Origin of the sequence: Arenibacter aquaticus, assembly GCF_003957295.1 — a bacterium.
Taxonomy (GTDB): domain Bacteria; phylum Bacteroidota; class Bacteroidia; order Flavobacteriales; family Flavobacteriaceae; genus Arenibacter; species Arenibacter aquaticus.
Genome location: NZ_RQPJ01000002.1, coordinates 341039 through 366737, shown reverse-complemented (window position 1 = coordinate 366737; position 25699 = coordinate 341039). Strand labels below are relative to the sequence as shown.

13 protein-coding genes are annotated in these 25699 nt (G+C 40.3%); 10 read left to right on the top strand and 3 right to left on the bottom strand.

Features of this window, described 5'->3' with window-relative positions:
* Window positions 1-28: 28 nt before the first annotated feature.
* Window positions 29-1681, bottom strand: coding sequence for a solute:sodium symporter family transporter (locus EHW67_RS04425; protein WP_126161149.1), 1653 nt, complete (start codon window positions 1679-1681; stop codon window positions 29-31).
* Between the two features lie 347 nt (window positions 1682-2028).
* Here EHW67_RS04425 and EHW67_RS04420 point away from each other — a divergent pair, with 347 nt between their 5' ends.
* The 5 genes from EHW67_RS04420 (at window position 2029) to EHW67_RS04400 (ending at window position 11895) form a co-directional block, all read left to right on the top strand.
* Complete coding sequence (locus EHW67_RS04420) at window positions 2029-5382, top strand: VCBS repeat-containing protein (RefSeq protein WP_126161148.1); 3354 nt, start codon at window positions 2029-2031, stop codon at window positions 5380-5382.
* Window positions 5375-8623 carry a VCBS repeat-containing protein gene (locus EHW67_RS04415; protein WP_126161147.1) on the top strand — a complete coding sequence of 1083 codons (3249 nt, stop codon included), beginning with the start codon at window positions 5375-5377 and terminating at the stop codon, window positions 8621-8623. The genes EHW67_RS04420 and EHW67_RS04415 overlap by 8 nt, the downstream gene beginning before the upstream one ends.
* A gap of 96 nt (window positions 8624-8719) precedes the next feature.
* Window positions 8720-10066: a vanadium-dependent haloperoxidase gene (locus EHW67_RS04410; protein WP_126161146.1), complete on the top strand. Its 1347-nt coding sequence runs from the start codon at window positions 8720-8722 to the stop codon at window positions 10064-10066.
* A 70-nt stretch (window positions 10067-10136) separates the two neighbouring features.
* The gene (locus EHW67_RS04405; protein ID WP_238389844.1) at window positions 10137-11033 is read left to right on the top strand and encodes an AraC family transcriptional regulator; all 897 of its coding nucleotides are present in this window, start codon (window positions 10137-10139) and stop codon (window positions 11031-11033) included.
* Window position 11034: 1 nt separating this feature from the next.
* Complete coding sequence (locus EHW67_RS04400; protein ID WP_126161144.1) at window positions 11035-11895, top strand: hypothetical protein; 861 nt, start codon at window positions 11035-11037, stop codon at window positions 11893-11895.
* A gap of 13 nt (window positions 11896-11908) precedes the next feature.
* Here the strand turns inward: EHW67_RS04400 and EHW67_RS04395 are convergent, their stop codons facing one another.
* Window positions 11909-15616: a metallophosphoesterase gene (locus tag EHW67_RS04395; RefSeq protein WP_126161143.1), complete on the bottom strand. Its 3708-nt coding sequence runs from the start codon at window positions 15614-15616 to the stop codon at window positions 11909-11911.
* A gap of 53 nt (window positions 15617-15669) precedes the next feature.
* Between EHW67_RS04395 and EHW67_RS04390 the strand changes: the two genes are divergently transcribed.
* Entirely contained in the window at window positions 15670-16872 is a 1203-nt protein-coding gene (locus EHW67_RS04390) for a Pycsar system effector family protein (protein ID WP_126161142.1), read from the top strand.
* Here the strand turns inward: EHW67_RS04390 and EHW67_RS04385 are convergent.
* On the bottom strand, window positions 16869-19241 hold the full coding sequence (locus EHW67_RS04385) for a GAF domain-containing protein (protein ID WP_126161141.1): 2373 nt from the start codon (window positions 19239-19241) through the stop codon (window positions 16869-16871). The genes EHW67_RS04390 and EHW67_RS04385 overlap by 4 nt on opposite strands.
* Before the next feature lie 186 nt (window positions 19242-19427).
* Between EHW67_RS04385 and EHW67_RS04380 the strand changes: the two genes are divergently transcribed.
* From EHW67_RS04380 to EHW67_RS04370, 4 genes are all read left to right on the top strand, one after another.
* Entirely contained in the window at window positions 19428-20330 is a 903-nt protein-coding gene (locus tag EHW67_RS04380; protein WP_126161140.1) for a metallophosphoesterase, read from the top strand.
* Between the two features lie 624 nt (window positions 20331-20954).
* Window positions 20955-21554 (top strand): DUF2652 domain-containing protein, encoded by a 600-nt coding sequence (locus EHW67_RS04375; protein ID WP_126161139.1) that lies wholly within the window; start codon window positions 20955-20957, stop codon window positions 21552-21554.
* A gap of 110 nt (window positions 21555-21664) precedes the next feature.
* Window positions 21665-21841: a hypothetical protein gene (locus EHW67_RS20330; protein WP_158285076.1), complete on the top strand. Its 177-nt coding sequence runs from the start codon at window positions 21665-21667 to the stop codon at window positions 21839-21841.
* Between the two features lie 105 nt (window positions 21842-21946).
* Window positions 21947-25657, top strand: a complete 3711-nt coding sequence (locus EHW67_RS04370; RefSeq protein WP_126161138.1) for a metallophosphoesterase — start codon at window positions 21947-21949, stop codon at window positions 25655-25657.
* The last annotated feature ends 42 nt before the right edge of the window (window positions 25658-25699 follow it).

The following is a 25699-nucleotide window of genomic DNA, read 5'->3' as shown; positions in this document are numbered from 1 at the left end:
GGCTTTTTCTATATTTTGAATACCGCATTTATTTAGCAAAATACACATAAATACATATTACAACGGCGCAGATGGCCAATCCTACTTGGTTTACATATTTGTAGGGTTCAATGGAAACCTGTTCGGTATACTGTAGCTCAAAGGCTTCTTTTCTGGGGTAAAACTTACCAATAAGTAACATTATTGCCGCATTGGCCAGGAATAAAATTGCCATAATATGTAAGTAGTGAGGGTAAGCATCGGCTTCCACCAGTTTAAGGGCGGCAGGGTCTGTTATCCCCGAGGCTTTGGCCTTTTCCAAGGCATTGTCCACAAGTTGTCCCTTAAGTATAAACTGACTAATAATGTATAATAGGGAGCCAGAAAAAATACCTATTTTGGCAGCTATGGCGGGAACCCTTTTGGTTAGGTATCCTACGACTATAATGGTGAAAATAGGAATGCTGTATATCCCGTTTATTTCCTGTAAATAATTAAACAAACTACCGGCATTGGCAATTAATGGAGCAATGAACATGGCAGCCAAGGCCAAACATATCCCAAATATCTTACCGTATTTTACCACTGTTTTTTCAGGGGCCTCTTTATTAATATGCTGCTTGTAGATATCTATTCCAAACAAGGTTACCGAGCTGTTTAGGACACTGTTAAATGAACTCAATATGGCCCCAAAAAGGACTGCGGCGAAAAAACCTACCAAGGGCTTGGGCAATACGGCCCTTACCAATTCCGGGTAGGCCAAATCACTGGAAGATAAGCCGCCTTCAAAATAGTGGTAGGCTATCATTCCTGGGAGTACTAGGATTAATGGCCCTAAAATTTTTAAAAAAGAAGCTAGTAACAAACCTTTTTGACCCTCTGCCAAATTTTTGGCCCCTAAGGCCCTTTGGATTATTTGTTGGTTGGTTCCCCAATAAAAAAGCTGAACCAGCATCATTCCTGTGAAAATGGTAGAAAACGGAACTTCCTGCCCAGGTTCGCCAGTTGAGTCAAATCTTTCTGGGTTTGTGCTTATTAAGGTATCTATGCCATTAAGTACATTTCCGTCCCCAATGGCCATTAAACCAAATATGGGGATTAGTATCCCTCCAATAATTAGTCCAACAGCATTGATACTGTCCGAAACGGCTACAGCCTTTAACCCGCCAAAAACGGCATAAATAGATCCTATTATTCCAATCCCCCAAATACAAAGCACCAAGGCTGTGGAATCTGAAACGTTTAATAGTTCCGGTACATTGAACATCCCACTTATGGCTACCGATCCAGAATATAGGATAACAGGTAGAAGTACTACCACATAGCCTGTTAGGAACAGTCCAGAGGTTATGGTCTTGGTGGTAACATCAAACCTTTTTGCTAAAAATTGGGGAATAGTGGTTAGCCCCCCTTTTAAATACCTAGGCAATAAAAATACGGCAGTCACTACCATGGCAATGGCAGCTAAAGTCTCCCATGCCATTACCGAGAGTCCATCGGTATAGGCACTGCCATTAAGGCCAACTATTTGTTCGGTAGAAAGGTTGGTCAGCAGCAATGAGCCAGCGATTACCCCGGCAGTTAGACTTCTGCCACCCAAGAAATACCCATCGGATGAGCTTTCATCTGTTTTTCGAGTAGCTAAATAGGCTATTAAACCAACTAATGAGGTAAAACCTATGAAAGATAGAATTCCAAGCATTGTATATGTACTATTTTTTGGTTGTAGGGGCTAAATATATTGGATTATTTATAATATTGGGCAAGCAAACTTGATTTATCACAAAATGTGATCAAAAAAATTATCTATATGCCATTTAATGTTGGTTATCGGAACAATTATTAACATGGCTAGCGCTCATTTTTTCTTTAACTTTAATTATATTGCTTGTAGTAAGCTAAGAGCCATTGTTCTTGGCTTTTCAGCTGTGGGAGGGCTATTGTAAGCTGTAGAGTTTTAATTTTATAACGGGCTTGTAAGTGGTTGTTTGTTAGGTAGTTTGTGTGCGGGTTTTGCTAGCTGCTTATACAAAAAAATTATAATTATATATGGGGAAACAAAATTTGGGCTTATGCCTTTTTTTAATGGCTATGGTTTTGTTAGGTTCATGTACCGCCAAAGAAGGAAAAGAGGTGGTTGTCAAGGACAAAGAAACCTTGTTCACCTTACTTGAACCGGAGAAAACCGGTGTCCATTTTGTAAATAAGGTGGTGAACCAGAAGAATTTCAACATCTTTAAGTATCGGAATTTTTATAATGGTGGTGGAGTTGCCATTGGTGATATTAATAATGATGGTCTGCCGGATATTTATCTTACCGGGAACATGGTTTCCAATAAACTATACTTAAACAAAGGAGGACTTACATTTGAGGATATTACCGAAACTGCGGCTGTTGGAGGTAACAAGCCATGGTCTACAGGAGTAACCATGGTTGATATCAATGGGGATGGTTATTTGGATCTCTATGTTAGCAATGCAGGAAATATGGAAGGGAACAACCATGATAACGACCTCTATATAAATAATGGAGATCTTACTTTTACTGAAATGGCAGCAGAATATAATCTGGCAAAGACTGGTTTTTCTACCCATGCCTCATTTTTCGACTATGACAAGGACGGGGATTTGGATGCGTATATTCTTAACAACAGCAACGTTCCTGTGAGTAGTCTTGGGTACGCGGAACAACGCGAAGTAAGGGCGCAGGATTGGGAAGGGGTGCCCGATATTTTCAAGGGCGTAGGCGATATGTTGCTTCGAAATGACGATGGAAAGTTTGTGGATGTGAGTGAAGAGGCCGGGATCTACGGTAGCTTGATAGGTTTTGGTTTAGGGGTTATGGTAAGTGATCTAAATGGAGATGGCTATTCTGATATCTACGTCTCCAACGACTTTTATGAAAGGGATTACCTATACATTAATCAAAGGGATGGCACCTTTGCCGAAGAAATAGAAAGTTGGACCTCGCATTTAAGTTTGTCTGCCATGGGAATAGACATGGCCGATATTAATAATGACGGTCATGCGGATATTTTTATAACCGATATGCTCCCTGAAGGGGATCAAAGGGTGAAATCGGTTATGGAGTTTGAGGGGTATAATGTGTTTAAACTAAAACAGAGTAAGGATTTCTATCAACAATATATACAGAATACCCTGCAATTAAACAATGGCAACAATTCATTTTCGGAAGTAGCCTACTACAGTGGGGTGGCTAAGACCGATTGGAGTTGGGCCGGACTTTTGTTCGATATGGATAATGATGGCTTACGGGATATCTTTATTACCAATGGTATAAATCACGATTTAACCGACTTGGATTTTGTAGATTTCTTTGCCAACGAAATTATCCAAAAAATGGCACTTACCGGAGAAAAGGAATCCATAGACTCCATCATTGCCAAAATGCCTATTAAGCCCCAACCCAATTATGCATATAGAAATAATGGGGATATTACTTTTACCAATGAAACCAGTAATTGGGGATTGGGATTGCCCAGTATGTCCAATGGCGCAGCCTACGGCGACCTGGATAACGATGGCGATCTGGATATTGTGGTGAACAACGTGAATACCGAATCATTTGTATACGAAAACCACAGTGAGAAAATGAGGGATCATAATTACCTTAAACTAAAATTTGAAGGTAGTGGCAGTAATACATTTGCTATTGGTGCCAGTATACGACTTTATATTGAAGACCAAATCCTGGTGCAGGAATTAATACCGTCACGTGGGTTTCAGTCGTCCGTGGAGTATGTTATGACCATTGGCCTAGGTGAAAATACGGTTATAGATTCTATGCGGGTCCTTTGGCCTGATGATCGTACCCAGAAATTTGAGAATATCAAGGCCAATCAATTTCTTGTCCTAAAAAATAAGGAAGCCAAGGAGGTGTACCGTCCTGTACAACAAGGGGTTAAAAATTCCTTGAGTACGGAATTGAGCAACAACCAATTGCTTGCACATAAAGAAAATAATTATAATGATTTTGATTATGAAGGTTTAATATCCAAAATGCTATCACAGGAAGGGCCGGCCATGGCAGTAGCAGATGTTAATGGGGATGGAAACGAAGATGTATTTATAGGAGGAGGGCCTCAACAAGCTGGAGTGCTGTATCTCCACAAGGGCAATGGAAACCTAATCCGCAGTCAACAAGATGCTTTTGAAAAGGATTCCGGTCTAGAGGATGTAGCCGCGGCTTTTCTGGATGTAGATATGGATGGGGATATGGATTTAATGGTGGGCAATGCGGGCAATCAGGTGGGCGAGGAAAAGATGTACCGCCCAAGGCTATATATCAATAATGGTGAGGGGGTGTTTAAGGCATCACCGGAAATTTTGCCCAGTACTTTTAAAAATATTTCGGTCATTGCTCCCAACGATTTTGACGGGGATGGGGATGTGGACGTCTTTATAGGATCTAGGAGTGTTGTAGGGAATTACGGCTTGGATCCAGATCATCTTTTTTTGGAAAATAAGGGAGATGGAACTTTTGTGGATGCAACAGAACGATTGGCCTATGATACCAGAAAAGCAGGTATGGTAACTGATGCCATATGGACCGATGTGGATGGAGATGGAAAAAAAGACCTTATAACGGTCTCTGATTGGGGAAGCCCCATGGTCTTTCGGAATACTGGCAAAAGACTCTCTAAATTAAATACCTCTTTAGACAGTTTAACGGGTTGGTGGAATACATTGGAGGCCGAAGACTTGGACAAGGATGGGGATTATGATTTAATTTTGGGTAACCAGGGGAGCAATGTCCCCTATTCTGCTTCCAAAGAAAATCCTATGAAAATGTGGGTGAACGATTTTGACAATAATGGGACCATTGAGCAGATTACAACCCGAAATATTAATGGGAAAGATTACCCCATTCATCAAAAAAAGGAATTGACAACCCAAATGGTAGCCCTGAAAAAACAAAACTTAAAGGCGTCTGAATACGCCCAAAAAACGATTGGAGAGTTGTTTACAGGTGAAAATTTTGAAAGATCCATTGTAAAGGAAGCCGTAATGCAGGAGTCGGTCATTGCCATCAATGAGGGAGGGGGTAAATTCACTATAAAAAAATTACCGGGAAGGGTGCAAATGTCCTGTGTGTGCGGTATTAGCTGTGCCGATATAGACCAAGACGGTCACTTGGATCTGATTATGGGAGGTAATAATTTTGAGTTTAAGCCTCAGTATTCCCGTTTAGATGCCAATTATGGAAATATATTACTAGGTAAGGACAACCTGGACTTTGAATGGCAAAACTATGACGAGAGTGGCTTCTTTATTAAAGATGAGGTGAAACACATTGAACAAATTAAGGATAAAAATGGCAAGCGATTTATTATTGCGGCTATTAACAACAACAAACCAAAAGTATTTTCTCTGAATGAATAGGTACTCTTTATATGTTTTGCTGATAGCTCTATTCTTGGGCTGTGCCGATAGGGAAGGCCAGGTTTTTGTTAATCCCTCTTCTGATGAAACTGGGGTCAGTTTTCAGAATACCTTAACCGAAACGGATGAATTAAACATCTTGGACTATTTGTATTTCTATAACGGAGGTGGTGTGGCTATTGGCGATATCAATGGCGATGGGCTGACCGACGTTTTTCTTTCCGGGAATCAAGTAAAAAATAGATTGTATTTAAATGAAGGCAACCTAAAATTTAAGGATATTAGCGCTACGGCGGGGATATCTGGGGAAAGCAGCTGGAACACAGGAGCGGTAATGGGAGATGTTAATGGTGATGGTCTTTTGGATATATATGTCTGCGCAGTGGTAGGAATAAATGGTTTTTATGGGCAGAACGAACTCTTTATAAATAATGGGGACAATACGTTTACCGAGAGTGCTGCACAGTACGGTCTCGATTTTGATACCTATAGTAGTTCTGCCGCGTTTTTAGACTATGATTTGGACGGTGACCTGGATATGTATCTGCTTAACCACGCCGTACATACCCAACAATCATACGGTAAAGCAGAGGTGCGCTATGTGCGAGACCAACAATCTGGCGATAAATTGCTGCGCAATGATGGTGGTTTTTTTGTTGATGTTAGTGAAGAGGCCGGTATATATGGTGGGGCCAATGGATACGGACTTGGCATTGCAGTGGCCGATTTTAACCAGGATGGATATCCGGATATCTATGTGGGCAATGATTTTCATGAAGACGACTATTATTATCTAAACAATGGAGATGGTACTTTTACAGAAGAATTACGCCGTTTCTTTGGGCATATCAGTAAGTTTTCCATGGGAAATGATGTTGCGGACATTAATGGTGATGGTTGGCCCGATCTGCTCTCTTTGGATATGCTGCCAGAAGACGAAAAGGTACTTAAATCCTCGGAAGGGGATGACCATACACAGACCCAAAAATTAAGGGTAGAACGTTTTGGGTACCACTATCAATATTCTAGGAATATGCTGTTTGTAAATAAACAGAATACCCCCTATGCAGAAACGGCACTAATGAGTGGAATAGCTGCAACGGACTGGAGCTGGAGTGCACTTTTTGGAGACTATGACCAGGATGGAGAGCAAGATGTTTTTATATCCAACGGAATACCCAAAAGGCCCAACGATTTGGATTTTATCAAGTTTGCCTCCGATGATAAGATTAGAAACAAACTGAACAATACCAAACTTGTAGATCAGCAAGCCCTAGACCTTATGCCCTCTGGAGCAACCCATAACTATATATTTAGAGGGAGGGGCAATTTGGAGTTTAGGGACATGTCTGGCAATTGGATGGTAAAAGATACCTTGATTTCAGGTGCCACTGCCGTGGGGGATCTTGATAATGACGGTGATTTAGACCTTATAACCAATAATATAAATAGTACTGCAACCTTTTATATCAATAAAACCAATAGTAAGGCCAGCTATTTGAAGCTAAGGTTTAACTACTCCCCAAACAATAAACTGGGAATCGGTACCAAGGTATTTGCCTATAGTAATGGGAAAATGCAATACAAGGAACTGTATACCGTTCGTGGCTTCCAGTCATCCTCGGAACCTATGGTGCACTTTGGGTTTGGGGATGGACAAATAATTGATTCCCTCAAGATTGTTTGGCCCAATAAGACATTTCAGGTTCTGAAGGAGGTTGCAGCCAATCAAACCATAACGGTTTCCCCAGAAAATACCCACCCTTTTGATTATAATACCCTAACAGAAAATGAACAAAGAATATTTAGAAGGCAAGAGGATAATTTAGGTATCAATTTTAGACATAAAGAAGATAATTATTTGGATATCAATAGGCAAAAATTAATACCCTATCAAATTTCAGATCGCGGTCCGGCGGTGGCTATAGGAGATCTGGACGGTGATAAGAGGGAGGATATATTTTTTGGAGGTTCTAAATACTATCCTTCAAGGATATTTTTCCAGAAAGACAGTGCTTACGTGGAAAAACGACTTCCCAATATTGCCATGGATTCTATAAAAGAGGAAGTAAGTGCGCTTATTGCCGACCTAAATAATGATGGCTTCAATGATGTTTTTGTTGCCAATGGAGGAGGCGACTTTTATGACCAGATGCCCCCTCTGGCAGATAGCTATTATCTGCAACAGGAAGGTAGTTTTAATAAGAAGGAATTGCCCAATTACTTTGAAAATGCCGCGGTTGTCCGTGAATGTGATTTTGACAATGACGGGGATTTGGATCTGTTTGTAGGGAACAATGCCACCACCAACGATTTTGGGAAGATTCCCAATTCTTATCTGTTAAGGAACGACAATGGTACTTTCTCTGTGGTTATAAACCAAGAGCTGTCCCAAGCAGGAATGGTAACCGATGCCGTTTGGAGCGATTATGACGGTGATGGTGCCATAGACCTTATTGTTGTAGGGGAATGGATGTCTCCCAGATTTTATAAAAATATAAAGGGCCAACTCGTTGAAGACAGTGTTTTGGATGCTGGTTATAATGGGCTTTGGGAGTGTATAATTCCATTTGACATTGATGGGGACGGTGATAAAGACTATTTATTGGGCAATTGGGGGAGCAATACAAAATTTAAGGCCTCAGAGGAATACCCCATGAAAATGTACTATTCGGATTTCGATCATAATGGTAGTACAGAAACCATAGTGGCCACAGAAAAGGACGGGCAGTATTACCCCTTGGAAGGTTTGGATGAGTTGGCTGCCCAAATGGTGGGTTTAAGAAAGAAATTTACGCGTTATAAAGATTTTGCAGGGAAACCCATTGGTGAAGTAATGGATGCCGAAGCCTTAAAAAGTGGCACTGTTTTGGAGGTAAATACCCTTGAGTCCGGGTTTCTGAGGAATAATGGAGGTCTCTATACCTTTGTTCCTTTTAATAGGGAATTGCAACTTGCCCCTATTAGGGCATTCTTGGAATTCGATTTTGATAGGGATGGAACAACTGAAATATTGGCGGCTGGAAATTATTTTGGGGTCAAACCCTACCATGGTAGGTTAGATTCTTTTTCAGGGGCACTCATTAGAAATGAAAATGATGTAATTTTGGCAAATAAAATAGGATTGGCCCTAGCACATAAATCGGTTAGAAGCCTCAATATGATATATTTGGGCAAAGAACCGTTTTTGATGGTCACTTATAACGATGATGAGGTGGAGGTGTACGGCTTGGAACAATAAATGAAGGCTAAACAGCTGTCCTTTGCAAGTAATCTTATGGATAAGGACTTTAATTAAGCCAAATGCCTTATAATAATGGATTATAAATTAATTAAAATGAAAGTATTTTTAAGATTATTGGTGTTAATGACGGTGTTGGTATCTTGCCAGACAAAGAAAGAGCCCGTAGAAATAACTGCCAAAGAGTTGCATAAGGCTATTGATAAGGTTACCGAGGTGATGATACACGATATTTTTTCACCTCCTGTTGCCAGTAGAATATTTGCATATCCCAATGTAGCTGCCTATGAAATAGTAGCGTTGAACAATAAGGAATACCAGTCGCTGGTAGGGCAGGTTACCGATTTAACACCCATCCCAAAACCTAAAGGGGACAAGCCTATCAACTATCAAATGGCTGCCTTGATTGCACACATGGAAGTGAGCAAACGCCTTATATTTTCGGAGGACAAAATGGAGATGCACCGCGATAGTCTTTACGCCAATTGGGAAAGTAAAAACAGTAGTTTGTTCCATAATTCTAAGGAATACGGCCTTGAAGTAGCCAATCATGTAGCAGATTGGTTAGATAAGGACAATTATAAGCAGACGAGGACAATGCCCAAATTTACTATTAATACCGATGATAATTCCCGCTGGCAACCTACTCCGCCAGCATACATGGATGGTATAGAGCCACATTGGAACAAAATACGTCCATTTGTAATTGATTCCGCAAATCAATTTGTACCGGCACCACCTCCGGCTTTCTCAATGGAGGTAGGGTCCGATTTTTATAAGGAAGTAAAAGAAGTATATGACATCAGTAAGGAAATTACTGAAAAGGGCGATGCCTCCGAGGAAATTGCCATAGCAAAATTTTGGGACTGCAACCCCTATGTTTCCGTAACCCGTGGTCATCTTATGTTTGCTACCAAAAAAATTACCCCAGGAGCACATTGGATAGGGATAACCAAGATAGCCTGTAACATGACAAAGGCAGACTTTGATAGAACGGTATTTGCCTACACCAAGACCTCCATGGCCATAGCGGATGCCTTTATTAGTTGTTGGGACGAAAAATATCGCTCTAATCTTATACGCCCGGAAACCTTGATAAATCAACATATTGATGAAAATTGGCAACCCGTTCTGCAAACGCCTCCGTTTCCGGAATATACCAGTGGTCATTCCGTAGTATCCGGTGCGGCTGCCACGGCCTTGACCAGTATTTTTGGGGATAATTTTGCCTTTGATGATGATACCGAAGTGCCCTTTGGACTGCCAATAAGAAGTTTTACCTCTTTTAATCAGGCTGCGGATGAAGCTGCAATCAGCAGAATGTACGGAGGTATACACTATAGGGCCGCAGTGGAAGTGGGCGTGGGGCAAGGAAGAAATCTAGGTAAATTTGTAGTGGATAAATTAAGAATGCATGAAGAAGCTGAACTAGCTTCCAATTAATATAATAGACAGGCCCTAGGATATTTCTTAAGGCCTTAATTATTCAAATAACTGCAGAAAATTGCAAATATTGAAAAAAAAGATTGCTTTCATAATAAGTATCCTTCTCTTTGCTTTCCTTCTCTGGTATCTGTTTATAAAACCCTATGATTACTTGGTTTCCATGACCTATAGGGCCTCCGCGGGAACCATTAACCAAAGTGTTAAATCATGGAGCAAAGCCAAGAAGAATAATATCTTGTTACGGTCCAAGGACTTTTTTAATATAGAACAAAAGTGGCAGTTTAACGATTCGGTTCATGAATATCATTGGAAAATTACCCCTGTAAATGATTCCACCACCAAAGTCAAGGTCTATATAAAAGATATAGCCAATAGTTTTAAGAACAAGCTGGTGTTGCCATTTTATTCCAATAATTTTGAGCAACGGACCAAAAGGAACATCTTTGATTTTAATAGGAGTATAACAGAACATATAAGTGATTTTAAAGTGCAGGTGGAAGATTCCCTGCAACAGCCACCAAGTAGTTATTGCGCTTATATTCCAATACAGTCTACCCAATTGTTAAAAGCTAAGGGGATGATGCGCAATTATCCTATTTTAACTGGTATGTTGGCAGATAACAATGTGGAGCTGAACGGTAGGCCATTTTTAGAAATTACCAATTGGAACAGAAGTAAGGACAGTATTTCCTTTAATTTTTGTTTTCCAATAATTAAAGGTGATAGCCTACCTCAAAACGGACTTATAAAATACAAGGAATTTAAAGGGCAGAAATCCCTAAAAGCAGTTTACAATGGCAATTACATTACCTCTGACCGGGCTTGGTACGCTTTATTGAGCCATGCCCAAAAAACGGGGTATGAGGTGCTTGAAGCGCCAGTGGAGGTGTTTTATAACAACCCCAATTTTGGTGGGGATGAACTGCAGTGGACCGCAGAAATATATATGCCGATAAAACAATAATATGAAAACATTTTATTCTTTGGCACTTTTGGCCACGGTCATAAGTTGCACCAATAATTACGGCCAACTTACCTATGTAACCAAGTTGCCACATAAGCTTAGTGAAAACTCGGGTATGGTTGCTACCAAAGATTCTTCCCTTTGGTTTGTGACCGATAAGGGCAACCCAGACATTATTTATAAAGTAAATTACGAAGGCGAACTCTTGCAGGAGCTAAAGATAAAAAATGCAAAAAACCACGATTGGGAAGATTTGGCCATGGATGGGCAACAGAACGTCTTTATTGGTGATTTTGGAAATAACAACAATGATAGGAAGGATTTGGTAATCTATAAAATTCCGGATCCCAATGTGGAAGCCGGGGATAAGATTGACGCGGTAAAGATAGAATTCCATTATCCGGAACAAAAAGATTTTCCTCCCAAAAAGGATAAATTGCTCTATGATGCCGAAGCTTTTTTTTACTTTAAAAACTATTTGTATATCATCACTAAAAATAGGACACACCCTTTTACAGGAGAAGCATTTTTATATAAGGTCCCTGCGGTAAAAGGAAACCACGCTGCCAAATTGGTGGGTTCTTTTGTGCCACCCAAATCCAAGGTTGAGGGGCGGATAACTTCGGCCGATATTTCTCCGGACGGCAAAACCATTGTGTTGTTGGGCAGAGGTACTTTGTGGGTTTTTACCAACTTTACGATGGATGATTTTTTTTCCAATAGCACTCTTAAAATAATAGATCTTGGGGTCTATTCCCAGTTGGAATCCGTTGCTTTTACAGACAATAATACCCTGCTGCTATCCGATGAGGAATCCAACAAATCCGGAAGAAACCTATATACGCATAGTTTGGTAGACTAAACCTACTTGTGCTTTAAAAACCAAATCCCAGCCCGAAAGAAAACCGAGTGCCTTCCACACTGTTAAAGAGAGCAACCCTGGCAGTTAGCACATCAGCTCCGTTAAGGAAGAATCCGCCACCATAGGACTTATGCCATTGGTTCGAGTCCTCATTGGGATTCCAAACCCTGCCGTAGTCAAAGCCGCCATAGAGGCCTATCGTAACAGGCAATAGGCCTGTTTTTAATTGTATAATACTGTAGCGTAGATCGGTATTTTGATAATAACTGGTCTTGCCTGAAAATCGCTGGTTTCTAAATCCTCTAAGGCCATCTATTCCCCCTATGTTTGCTGATTGGTAAAATTCGTAATCGTTCCCTAGATTAAAATGGGCTTTCCATTTGGTGGCTAGGACCAATCGGCCACTTGGTATCAATTTATGGTCAAAAGATAGGCTGGGAACAATATATCCAAACCCCTGCCCGCTATTGTTGAGGCTGGTTTTATACCCCAATAATAGGCTGGTGCCCATGCCAATAGTAGGAAAAGCGGCGTTGTCCAAATTCTCATATGAGTATTCAGCTTCCACTCCTAAAAAGCTGTTTCTGCTTTCCTCTCCATTCGCCTGATAAAAGGTGTTTATAAACCTATTGGTAGTTTCCTCCACTTCCAGATTTTCGTATGCTAGCCCTGTTCTAAATTTGGCGCCCAATTGCCCCCTCCATACCAGGGATGGGGAAAAGTTAAAATTTTGTGTTCTTACCCTGTTGTAGTCCATCCCCAAGGTATCGTCAAAATTATCGGTCTCATTACCTATGCCAAAAAAGTTGACACTAAAATTAGGACTTGTAAAACGGGCGGACAGTTCAAGGTTCCATTTGTTGAAGATATGGGCAAATTCGCCTTTATAGCCCAATTCAAAACCACTGGTAGCAAAATAATAGGCTGCACTGTAACTGTGTTGTGTGGTGTAGGGATTTTGCCTAAAACCGTAATGGGTTTTTGTTGCGCCAAAACCAATCTTCATCCCGTCATCTGGATTGTATCCTACAGTAGGCAATAATTGTCTGGTGCTGTTCTTAAGTTTTAAGGGCTGATAGGTGTTGGTTTCATAATCATTGACCAACCTTATCTTGGCACCATCGGTATTTTTTAAGGTGTTTTTTTTGGATTTATAATCGTAGATCCATGTGTTGCCGGCCTTGGAGACATCGTAAATATCGTTATTTTGTCCGCCTATCAACCTTACCTTAATTTTGTTGTTCCCCTTGCCAGAAACCTTAAATAGGTCGTCATCATCCAGCCCATAGACCCAAATTTCCTTGGTAGTATCACTGGAGAATTTTTTCTGAAAGAATTGTTTTTCCTTTTGTCCCCCAATATTTCGGTAGGCCTTAATTTCTATTTCTTTGTCATTTAAAGTATTAATTTCAAACCAGTCGTCCTTATCGGTGCCTTTTACAACTACAAATTTATTGAGCTCGTTAAAATATTCATCGGCATTTTTGGACAGGTTCTTGATCCGGGATAATAGAATACTTTTTAGGTTAATAATTTTTTCATCCATAATTTCCTCGGGCATTGCAGCAAATGCCTTATCAATAACCGCTGGGCTTAGGTTTTCTTGTATAATTTTTACCTGTGCGTCCCATTCGTCCTTGGTAGTTTGGGACAATAGGACCATATCCAAGCCATAGGCACTTTTGTTAAAGCCTTCTACACTTCTTATATCCTCTGTAAACCCTTCCATCATTCTTAGGGCCGGGACAATTCTGGTTGCCACGCCCATTAATGCGCCATCTCCCCAAATGGAATATACCTGGTCTCGATCCCTAGGAATGGCCTTGAAAACAATTTTTCCGGTTTTTTTATCTTTTACCTCGCCCCAGCGCCATTGGTCATCATGCCGGTCCCAGTCTCCGAGTACCATATCAAACAAACGGGTCCTTAAATATTGGTCGGTATCCAAAGTGTATTTCTCGTCCTTTCTTAGCTTGTCCAGCATATCCCAAGTGCTTTCAATTTTATTGGCATTACCAAAAGAAGCTAGGTCACCATGTCCATCGCCCACATGTTCTTCCAACATATAAAGTTCGTCACCAAATTCCTGGTTAAATTCCTCCAAGGCAGATTGCTTGGGGATGTAATAAAGAGTAGGGTTGGTGTGGTAAAGGTCTATGGCATCGGAAAGGGTCCCTATGGTAAGAAGCCCATAAGGTAGGGCTCCGGTATAAAAATCCATTAAAAAGTCTTCCGTGTAGGTATCCTTAAACTCCCCAAGAACATACTTGTCCTTGAATGCCATTGCCTGTAGGTAGACTTCTGCACTTTTTTTAACCGCCCGCATTACGTATTCCTTATCCGTATTATCTGATAAGCGCAGTGATTTGGACTGGTTGCCCCCTCCTTTTCGGACAGGTTTTAAGCCTCCATATAGAGTATCTAGGCGTACTGTAGGGGCCGTCACTTCTATACCGTAATATTTTCTATAACGTTCTCCCCATAGAGTTTTAAAAAATTTGCTTTTGTCAATTTCTTTCTTGGTGTACACTGATGCCTTTACCTCCTCGGGAAAATCTTTGTCCTCAAAAACGTAATTGGGATTTCTATTGGGCGGCAAGACCTCAGTTGAGAAAAGGTGTTCTGTTTCATTATTCCGGTCCAGACCATAATATTTTACTACCGAGGAGCCGTCCTTGTAGACTTCCAAAATTACAAAACCCATTCTGCCAGTGGAGAATTTAGAGCCGTTTAGCAGTCTGGTAGCACCTTTTTTAGCCCCGGCACCACTCACTATCTGTGGGGTATTGTTCTCCACAATATATTGTAGGGAATGTTCGTGGCCAGATGCTAATATTACCTTTTCGGAATACTGTGCCAAGGTTACAAGTCGGTTTTTTAGCTCCAAATACCTTTTATTCTGCATGTCTTCGATAGAGGCCCCACTTGTTCTTCTCAATAGATTAACAAAGGAACCCAGCACAGGAAAGGGGAAATTAGTGCCCCTAGGGTTTAAATGTAATTTGAGGGAGTACTGCCCCCCATGGGATCCGTAGGTAAACATGGGATGGTGCAAGGCCAAAATGGTAGTTTTGTCACGATTTTTTTTGATTAGGCTCTCCAATTCCTCAAAAAATGTCACCCTGTCCTTTATTTCACATTCATCGTTCATGGTAGGGTGTTTGTCCCAATTTACCAAGTACCATTCCGTATCTATGGCGATGACCACCACCTGCTCATTTATATCTATTTTTTTAAGGGGACAACCATCTTCCGGGAAAAAGACCTCCTTGCTTTTTAGTTTTTTTTGAATGTATTTCTGCTGGCGTTTCAATCCAACCAAACCCTCGTTGTACCAGTCGTGGTTACCGGGTATGAAAATGGGTTTTCCTTTGTACTGGGCCAAGGATTTTAATTGGGCATCCAAATGGTTTTGCGCCAGTCTATAAGCCGTGGTAGAGTCCTTAGGGTCTGGTAAGCCCGCAGGATAAATATTATCTCCCAAAAAAATGGCCGTACTATTTTCAGGGGCTTTGGCCAAAGTGGTCTTAAAAGCTTTTAAGGCCGGGTTCATTTCTTTCATGGGGGAAAGGCCGGCATCACCTATTAAGTAAAATGTATGGGATACTTCCTTGTTGGTCTGTATTTCACTTACATCTTTGTCATTTGCATATTTGGAACGATATGTGGCACAATTCCAGAATAAAAATAACAGAGCAATAGGTGCAAAAACTTTGTTCATAACGGTAAAATTAGAAAATATAATTTGTAATTTGGGTTTTATAAATTATATGGATGTCTGACATAATTAAACTTGCTGAAGATTTTGTAACCAAATTGCTGACCACCAAATTGGATGGGAATTTCTTATATCATAATCTTCGACATACCCAAAGAGTCGTTAAAAATACGAAAGAATTACTGGAGGCACTTGATCTGGATGAAAAGGAAAATGAAACAATTGAATTGGCTGCATGGCTGCACGATACGGGTTATACCGAAGGAGTTGAAGATCATGAGGTAAAAAGTAAGCGTATTGCAACTCAATTTTTAAAGGAACAAAAATACGATACAGCCAGGATAAATAAGGTGGGGCAGCTTATATTGGCGACCCAACGGTTCTATGAACCCAAAAACCTTTCCGAAGAAATAATAAAGGATGCCGACTCTTCTCATCTGGGGAGCAATAGCTATATGGAAACTTCGGAGCTGTTAAGGGAAGAACTTTCCTTGTTGGGGATTGCACAGTATACCCCAAAAGAATGGCGGAACGAGAATATAAAAATGTTTCGGACAGAACACCGTTTTTATACAGCTTACGCCAAGGAGAACTGGCAGGAAGGCAAGGATAAAAATCTAAAAAAATTGGTGAAGACCAAGAAGAAATATAAAAAGCTCACCAAAAAGGAAGAACTCAAGGTAAAATTAAAGAATGAAAGTCCGGAAAGGGGGATACAGACCATGTTTAGGGTAACCATGCGGAACCATTTAAAGCTGAGTGATATTGCAGATACCAAGGCAAATATTCTTCTTTCTGTAAATGCGATTATTATTTCACTGGTATTGGCCAATTTAATACCAAAATTGGACAACCCCAGTAACGATTATTTAATTATACCGGCAGCCATATTTGTTACCTTTAGCGTAATATCCATGATCATGTCTATTATGGCCACAAGACCTAATGTAACCAGTGGCGAGTTTACAAAGAAAGATGTGGAGCAGAAAAAAGTAAATCTCCTGTTTTTTGGCAACTTCCATAAAATGAAGCTTCAGGATTATGAATGGGCCATCCAGGAATTGATAAAAGATCAGACTTATGTCTATAGTTCGCTTACCAAGGATCTTTACTTTTTAGGCCTAGTCCTCAATAGGAAATATAAATTGCTACGGTGGACCTATACCATTTTTATGATTGGGATGATACTATCGGTAATCTCCTTTTTTGTAGCCTTAAAATTTTATGGCCCCGAAAAGATTATTGAGCTGCCAACCTAGGCCTTAAGCTCGTTCATAAGGTCTTCGTAGGAATAGGTCTTGTCCTTGTTGTTTTCCGTTCTGTAAAGGACGGACGCCCTAATAGCTTTTAGGCCAGAAATCCCTTGGAGCCCTTCTAGCTCTACAATTTCTACCTTGTCCTGAAAGTACCCTTTCGCTTTTAGGAATTTGATGTAGCGCAGGTATTCCAACTCATCCTTCTTTTGGGAATATACTATGGATATCTTACCGGGTTGGGTAAGTCGCTCATTGGTGCCTTTTATGTAGGACTTGTCTATCCGTTTTTTAATGATTTCATATCGGGCATTGTAGGTCCCATCTACATCAAACTTCTTTTCATCCATCCTAAACCGGATAGAAAGGGAGCCATTATATACCAAAACCAAAGAAGCTACATCCAGTGGCACCTGTAGTTTTGGTTTTAGGGCGTAGTGCCTGTTTTCCATTTCGCACATTACCTGAAGCTGCCACAACCTTAAATTGTAAAGGTATAGCCGGTCAAATTCCCGTTTTCCGGTAATGGAATCTCCTATGTACAAATTATGCTCTACACCATCTGTCTTATATCGTTCAAAATAATGGGGATACATGGCTTGGGCTTCCTCCTGTCTCTTATCTATGACCGATGCCAATTTCTCATTTATCAGTGTTACACTTTCGTCATAATTTTTACGGTGGTCATAATAGGAGCCCGTTCCCATATCAATTTTGGACTCATATTGCAGTAGTAATTCCCGGTACAACTTTGAGGATTTTTTAAGATGCTCAAATACGGGATTGATTTCTTCGTTTACAAAATCAAAAATAGCCTGTTCGCTATTGGTATGAAGAACTTCCTTGATGTCCTCTATATGGTTGTTTACCCTAAAAATAAGTTCTTCGTAAATAGGCAATTTATTGTTTTTCCAAGCTGTTGTAAGTATATTGTTAATCTCGGAAAGTTGAATCATTAGATCGCGCTGTATGGCCATATTTCTGGCTTGGGAAGAATCTTTAATGTCTATTTGTCCATAGAGCGGATAAACCTCGTTAAAGACGATTTCCCTAAAGGAGGGCTGCAGGCCTTCCTGGTCATTCAGGATAAAACGTTTGGCCTCCTCTTTAAACTTCCAATACACCGAAGGGTGTACAGAAGTACATTCATTCTGGATAACGGCATCTATCAAATTTTCTTCTTCCTCCAAGGAGCGCAACACCGCTGAAACAATATACGGGATTACATCGTCCAATTTTTGGGCATTTACGCTATTAAGGTCATTGGCCTGGTCCGATACCAGCTCCAAAACGCCTAATAGCTGCCCTTTTTTGGCTATTGGGGCAAACAGTGCACTTTTGAAATTTTGATCTTGTAGGCCTTTGTACGGCGGCATCCCTTCGGACAATTGATAGTGTTTGTCTACATCCGATATAACAAAATAGCTATTTTGATCTATAAGCTTGCGGTACGATTCTTGACACAGGGCTTCATAACAGGTCTCATAATTCTTATTCTGTAAAATAAAGCTACGTATACCCGAAGCAGGTACCTTTTCAAACCGATTTTCATCTGGATTAAAAATAGAAAACCCAATTTGCATATTGGCAAGGCCAAACAATGATCTAAAGGTGTTTTCCACCCCTTTGATAAAATTGCTCCCTTTGCTCTTGTCATTGATAATCAAGTTCGATTTTATTTCCGAAATGGCATGTTCGGCCGTTACATCAAACATATTGGAGATTACAAAGCCTTTGCTGATAAAACTATTGGGAGGGATCTTCTGCTTCCAGATTTCCAAGTCGTCTATATTTTCCAATAGTTCATTAACATCTTCCTGTGTTATTTCCGGGGGAGTACCGTTTGGAACAATTTCTATAAAATCGGCATTGTACAATATACGGTAATGTCTAATTACCCCATTTGCATCGGGGATGTCATAAAAGAGCGGCCTTTTGAAGTCTAGGTTAAAACCGTAATAGAAATTTAGGATCACCACAGCGGCCATAATGTAGGTAACCTCTTCTTCCTTGTTGTTGATTGATGGTTTAAAATTGGGGCCTGCGGCCTTCAATATGTGTTCAAAACGTTCACTGGCATTAAAGATTATATCCCTAAAGGGCAATGCAGCGGTCTTAATTTCATTTTGGGTCAATACAGCCGAAAATAAATCTTGCAATATGATATGGATAACCTCTTGGTATTTATCCAATAGGGCAGGGTCTGTGAACCCTTCTCTTAACTCTGGATACGGAGCTTGGGCCTTTAGAATATGCTTGGCCTTACTGGCTAAAAAATCATCCTTACCATGGGCCATGGCATCATAGTGGCTTAACAATTTGTTAAAGCTAATATGATAGGTAAGGGGCAATATGTTATCCAGTTGTTCCTTCATCTAATCCTTAGTCTGCGTTTTGGCAGTAAAATTACAAAAGTATATGGATAGTTTTATCTTTTAATTAACAATAGGCGGGCTGTCTGGCTAGGATTGGAAGGGATGATTTTTTATAAAACCCCATTAAGGAAATGGTTGTTAGGGGAGCATGCTGCAAAAAATAGTACCTTTTAGCTCAAAAAAGTCATGTCTTCTTTTAGTAGATTATCCAGAGCCTATTCCCAAGCCAAAATTCTTCCCTTTGACGATAGCTCAAAAATTGTTCTATTCAGCGATTGCCACAGGGGCGATAATAGTTTTGCTGACGAATTTGCCAATAACCGCAATATATATTTTCATGCCTTGAGGTACTACTTTAATGAGGGTTACGATTACTGTGAATTGGGAGACGGGGACGAACTCTGGGAGAATATAGGCTTCGATTCAATTTTTGCGGCGCATAAAAATGTCTATAAACTTCTTAAGGAGTTTCATTTGGAAAAAAGGCTGCATATGATTTGGGGGAACCACGATATGGTTTATAAGGATCCAAATTATGTCAAGAAATATCTATCCTCTTATTTTGAGCCTATTGATGATTGTGATAAGGAATTATTTGAGGATATTACCTATCACGAGGCCATAATCCTAAAACACAGTGATAGCGGACAGGAAGTGCTATTGACACACGGACACCAGGCCGATTGGTGGAACTATACCTTTTGGCGTTGGGCCAGATTCCTGGTCAGAGTGCTATGGAAGCCCTTACAGGTGTGGGGTATTGCAGACCCCACCAGTCCTGCCAGAAATTATAAGGAGCTTATTAGGATAGAAAAACGCATAAAGAAGTGGATTTTGGCAAATAATCAAATTCTCACAGTGGCAGGACATACCCATAGGCCACGATTTCCACAGCCAGGGGAAATTCCATTTTTTAATGACGGCAGCTGCGTTCATCCTCGGAGCATTACCGGGCTAGAAATCCAAAAAGGGACCATTGCCCTTATTAAATGGGAAATTGCCACTAAAGATGACGGTACGCTCCAAATTGTAAGGATACTGTTGGAGGGGCCTCAGCAACTTGCGGATTATCATAGGATGGTCCGATAAAGTTAAAATTATGGTATTCCCATATGTGAAGCTGCTATTTGGGGTTTTTCCTCTGTGTTGCTACCTCTACATTAATGTGCTTTTTGGTACCCATTAATTCTGTTCCCTCCCTGTTTCATTTACCTTCCTCCTCCGTCTCAACGAGCTTTATTATACTTTGTGGTTCCGTATTGGGAGCCTTTGGTTTTGGGCAACGAATAAAAGCTGTAAAGAGAGCTGGGACGGCATACAATTATTTTTCTTATTCATTTATTTAGGGTCAAACCAAAATTTTATAAAGAGGGGTTTGGAGAGTAAAATAGTTGTTGGAAGAGGCTGATCCGGATGCCCAACCACCTAAAGTTTAATGCTAATGCATAAATGATTGCCCCTAAAGCTTCAGATCCTAATTTGGGAGAAAAAAAATTTGTTTTTTAGTATAAAAAATGGTGTTGAGCTCTACAATAGGGCCAAAAAGGTAAGGAGGTGCAGCCTGTGATTGCCGGCCGTGTAGTTCATAAATATACACCATAGTGAAGGAAGGATAAAACCTTAATACATGCCTTGGAGCAGTATTGTTTCCGAAAAAACACCCTATTCCAAGGAAGTTATCAATATTTAATAAGACTTCAAATCGTTTAAATTATGAAAGCCTTGCCAACTTTATTATGCATACCGGATATAAGTGGTTTTACCCAATTTATGAGTAAAACCGACTTTGAGCTAAGCTCAAAAGTTATTCCTTCCCTCTTGAATAAAATTGTTTACAGCAATGAAATAGGGCTTAAAATTTCTGAAATTGAAGGAGATGCCGTTCTGTTCTATAGAACAGGTGAATTACCTTCCTTTGTAGATGTTTTGGATCAATGCCGATTTTTTCACACTGAGTTTTATAAACAACTACATGCGCTTAAAGCTAGATATGCCGGGGAGGCGGCGGCAGAATTAATACCCGAAGTATTGGGGTTGAAAATCATCCTTCACTATGGCACAGAGGTAGGACTGGTGCCGGTAGGTAAAAGAATAAAGCTTATAGGTGAAGACGTTATTACTGCCCACAGACTTCTAAAAAATAAGATTCCCGATGAAGAGTATATTCTGGCTTCAGAGAACTTGCTTTCGCAATATAGCCAGGCAGAAATAAATGTTAAAATAGATTGGGGCCATTATGAAGAGGGATTTGTACATGAGGAGCATTTGGGAAAGATTAGCTTTAACTACATTCCCCTAAGTCAACCTTCCTAGACCATTACTATTGGCGCATTGAAATAAAAGAGTCAATATTTTGACTGATTGAATTAAGTGATGCGGCTGGACCGATGTATTTTGGGCTAATAAAAAAAAGAACAGAATATATGGCCATTAAACAAGGTGAAGAAGACGCAAAATTTGTTAAAAAAGAAGAGGACAAAAGTCGCAATTATATCTTTCAGGATAATAAAAAGACGATAATAGGGGCCATTATCATAATGGTTATGTTGGTGGTAATTATCATGGGGATAGTATTGTCAGGAGTTTTTCTGGAATCTTGATTCAATTTTTTAAGTTGGGGGCTGCCTCACTATTATGGGATTCCCAACCTTGAAAGGAATGGGGATCAAAAGAAAATGTACCTATTTAGTAAAAAATCATTGTGAATGAAAATGTACCCATTTCTGAAAACAGCTGTAATAGTGCTTCTTGTTTTGCTAATAGAGGCCTGTGCAACCTATTCCCCCCAATATGTTGAGAAGAGTACATCCTTGGTTCCTCTGGAACAACAAGACAGTTTGTTGCATACATTTTATATAGCTGGCGGCTATGGCGATATAGGTGGGCGAAGTTCAGAGTTGGCTATAAAACTACTGGATTCTAGCTTAAATAAGGCTCCCAAAGAAAGTACCCTTATTTTTACTGGGGATAATATTTCAGCGCAAGAAGAGGCTTGGGACTTGGATAAGCAACTGTTGGAGCAACAAATTCACTTGGCCAAAAACTTTAAGGGAAATACCATTTTTTTGCCGGGGAACAATGAATGGAAGAGTTTTAAATCTGGTAATGTTGAAAAAATTGAAGATGTTGTTAAAGACCTTGAAAGGGAGAATATTAACTTCTTTCCGGAAAATGCCTGCCCTATAGAACACTTAGTTATCAATGATCAGTTAGATCTTATTGTTTTGGATTCCAAATGGTTTATTACCAATTGGTCTAGGGTAGAGGATATAAATAAGAAGTGTACCGATATTAAAACCAGACGTAGGTTTTTGGAAGAATTGGAAGGGTACATTAATGACGGACAGGATAAAAATATAATAATTGCCATGCATCACCCCATTTTTAGCAATGGGAAATATGCTGGTAAGGAAAGTTTAAAGAGTCATATTACACCCTTACCAGTGTTAGGGACAATGATGAACGGAATATCCAAATTAGGGGCATTTTCACCAGACCTATTGGATTCAAGGCGTTATAATTATTTACGGATATTAGTCAGCGCCCTAGCCCAAGCGTCTAATAGGATTACCATTGTATCAGGGCATGAAGAAAGCCTGCAATACCTTACAGGGGGAGGGATCCATCAAATAATAGGGGGGTCGCTAACCAAAAAAACACCTACGAAAATTGGTTCGGATAACATTACTACTATCGGGGGATCGTTGGGTTATGAGGGGAAATTTACCCATGGCGATATTGGCTTCGCAAAATTGGAGTATTTTGTGGATGGTTCTTCTAAGGTAAGCTTTGTTAGTGGTAGTAGCCCTATCAACAGTATGAAAGTGCTTCCAAAACTGTTTAAGGACAGCGTGACAAAAAGCTTTAATACCGTAACGGATAAGACCATGAAAAAGGCGGTATTGGACGACCCTGAAAAATTGAATAAATCTGGTTTCTATAAATATTTATGGGGAAAACGGTATCGTGGGTACTTTGGTACCCCCGTTACCGCTCCGGTTGCGTATTTGGATACGCTATACGGAGGCCTAAAGGTAACCAAGGAGGGAGGTGGACATCAATCCTATTCCATTCGCCTAGAAGACAGCAATGGCAAGGAGTATGCCATGAGATCACTACGGAAAAATGCCCTTAAATTCTTAAAATTTAAAATTAAAGGAATCGCCTACGAGGAAGAAAAGTATAGGGATACCTGGGCAGAGGAAGTGATATCCGACTTCTTTACTACGGCCCACCCCTATATGCAGTTGGTTATTAATCCATTGGCCAAGGCAGTAAATGTAAACCATTCCAGTCCCTCCCTGTACTATGTGCCCAAACAACAACGGTTGGGAGACTTAAATGAAAAGTTTGGGGACGAGCTCTATTTTATAGAAGAGCGGCCATCGGATGAACAAGTCAATTTTAAAGGATATAGAAGAACGGTGGATGAGTCGGGAAAAATGAAGGAGATGGAAAGTACCACCGATATGCTGGAGAAAATAAGCAGTGATGAATCCTATACTATAGATCAGAGAGATTTTATTAGGGCGCGAATTTTTGACATGCTCATTGGGGATTGGGATAGGCACCAAGATCAATGGAGGTGGGCAGAATACGAAAAAAAGAACGGAGATAAGGAATTTTTGCCCATTCCCAGAGACCGGGACAATGCATTTCCCAGGTTTGATGGGGTAGCTCTTAAGGCAATAAAACTTTTTATACCCGACACCAGACGCTGGGAATCCTATAGTCCAGAAATAGAAGATGTTAAATGGCTTAATATGGGGGGAGGGCGATTGGATCGTGCCTTGCTTACAAAATATGATGCTGAGGTATGGGAGAAAGAGGCTTTATTTATTCAATCAAAATTAACGGAAAAGGAAATAGACAAGGCTTTTTTAAATTTACCCCTTGAGGTGAGGGATAGTACCGCCCAACGTATTAAGAGCCACCTAAAGCAACGTTTGACCAAACTACCAGCCTATGCAAGGAAATATGCAGATTATTTGGAGCGTGTAGTAACACTCCACGGGACGGAAAAAGATGACCTGATAGAGATTAGCAGACTTCCTGCAGGCAAGACCAAGGTAGTGTTGAGAAGACTGTTGAGCGATAGGAAGAACGAAAAAATGTTGGAACGGACCTTTAGTGCCGATAAAACCAGGGAGATATGGATTTATGGACAGGGTGATGATGATGTGTTTACACTGTCTGGGGAAAATGATAATGACATATTTATTAGATTGATAGGTGGGTACGGAGAGGATGAGTATAACATTTCCAATACTGCCAAACTAAAAGTATATGATTGGAAGCACGAGGAGATAAAGTTTATAGAAGAGGAGCCTCGGCATCAGTTGACCGATGTATATACTACCAATACTTTTCATTGGCGCTATTTGCAGGAAAATAGTAATATTTTTCTCCCTGCAGTGGGATATAGGACTGATGATGGTTTTTACGTTGGCGCCAAAAACACCTATTTCAACAGAGGATTTAACGGAGAGGATTTTCGGCAAAAGCATACTGTGGGCGCCAATTATTATTTTCTTTTTAAGGCTTTGGAACTTTCCTATCAGGGAGTGTTTGCTAATATTATTCCAAAATGGAACTTTAAATTGGAAGGGTATTATACTACTGATAGGTTTGCCAATAACTATTTTGGGACAGGAAATGAAACCATTAATAGGGAGGACGACTTTGGTAGGGACTATTATCGGGCGAGGATGCAGAAAATTCGCCTAAATGCGGGTATAACATACCATACCTTACATATTAAGGCGCTCTATGAATCCTTTCAATTAAAGGAACAGCAAGATCGTTTTTTTGTTCCCTCCAATTTAGATCCAGAAATTTTTGAATCCCAGCACTATGCAGGGGCAGAGGCTTCGGCCTATTACAAAAATGATGACGCCGATGATTTTCCCACCAAGGCCTTGTATTTGGGTATGACTACGGGTTACAAGATCAACACAAGTAATTCCGATAACCAATTTGGCTATTTCGCCTTCAAGGCGGGAATAAGCCATAAATTAATAGCATCGGGAGATTTGGTTTTGGGTACTACGGCGGAGTATAGGACAAATATCGGCAATGGAACGTATTTCTTTTATCATGCCCCTAATATTGGAGGTGATAACGGATTAAGGGGGTTTAGGGACGAGCGCTTTACGGGCAGTTCTTATTTGTATCAGACCTCGGACCTTAGGCTCAGGATAAAGACCTATCCTACGGCTATTGCACCCATCACAATTGGGGTGTATGGCGGCTTCGACTACGGGAGGGTCTGGAACGGGGCAGAAAGTAACAAATGGCATACCTCACAAGGGGGCGGGGTATGGATTAGTGGATTTAATTTCTTATCCTTTAAGGCAGGTTACTTTAACTCGGTGGAGGGGGATATGGTACAAGTAGGGTTCGGATTTGGTTTTTAAGCGCATATAGGACTTATTACCTCCTAAAATGGACGCTAATTA

What these genes read in the sequence shown, in the direction of transcription:
- EHW67_RS04420 (WP_126161148.1), top strand. Translation starts at nt 2,029, where the DNA reads ATGGGGAAACAAAATTTGGGCTTATGCCTTTTTTTAATGGCTATGGTT.
- EHW67_RS04400 (WP_126161144.1), top strand. Translation starts at nt 11,035, where the DNA reads ATGAAAACATTTTATTCTTTGGCACTTTTGGCCACGGTCATAAGTTGC.
- EHW67_RS04415 (WP_126161147.1), top strand. Translation starts at nt 5,375, where the DNA reads ATGAATAGGTACTCTTTATATGTTTTGCTGATAGCTCTATTCTTGGGC.
- EHW67_RS04380 (WP_126161140.1), top strand. Translation starts at nt 19,428, where the DNA reads ATGTCTTCTTTTAGTAGATTATCCAGAGCCTATTCCCAAGCCAAAATT.
- EHW67_RS20330 (WP_158285076.1), top strand. Translation starts at nt 21,665, where the DNA reads ATGGCCATTAAACAAGGTGAAGAAGACGCAAAATTTGTTAAAAAAGAA.
- EHW67_RS04395 (WP_126161143.1), bottom strand. Translation starts at nt 15,616, where the DNA reads ATGAACAAAGTTTTTGCACCTATTGCTCTGTTATTTTTATTCTGGAAT.
- EHW67_RS04385 (WP_126161141.1), bottom strand. Translation starts at nt 19,241, where the DNA reads ATGAAGGAACAACTGGATAACATATTGCCCCTTACCTATCATATTAGC.
- EHW67_RS04370 (WP_126161138.1), top strand. Translation starts at nt 21,947, where the DNA reads ATGAAAATGTACCCATTTCTGAAAACAGCTGTAATAGTGCTTCTTGTT.
- EHW67_RS04390 (WP_126161142.1), top strand. Translation starts at nt 15,670, where the DNA reads ATGTCTGACATAATTAAACTTGCTGAAGATTTTGTAACCAAATTGCTG.
- EHW67_RS04375 (WP_126161139.1), top strand. Translation starts at nt 20,955, where the DNA reads ATGAAAGCCTTGCCAACTTTATTATGCATACCGGATATAAGTGGTTTT.
- EHW67_RS04425 (WP_126161149.1), bottom strand. Translation starts at nt 1,681, where the DNA reads ATGCTTGGAATTCTATCTTTCATAGGTTTTACCTCATTAGTTGGTTTA.
- EHW67_RS04410 (WP_126161146.1), top strand. Translation starts at nt 8,720, where the DNA reads ATGAAAGTATTTTTAAGATTATTGGTGTTAATGACGGTGTTGGTATCT.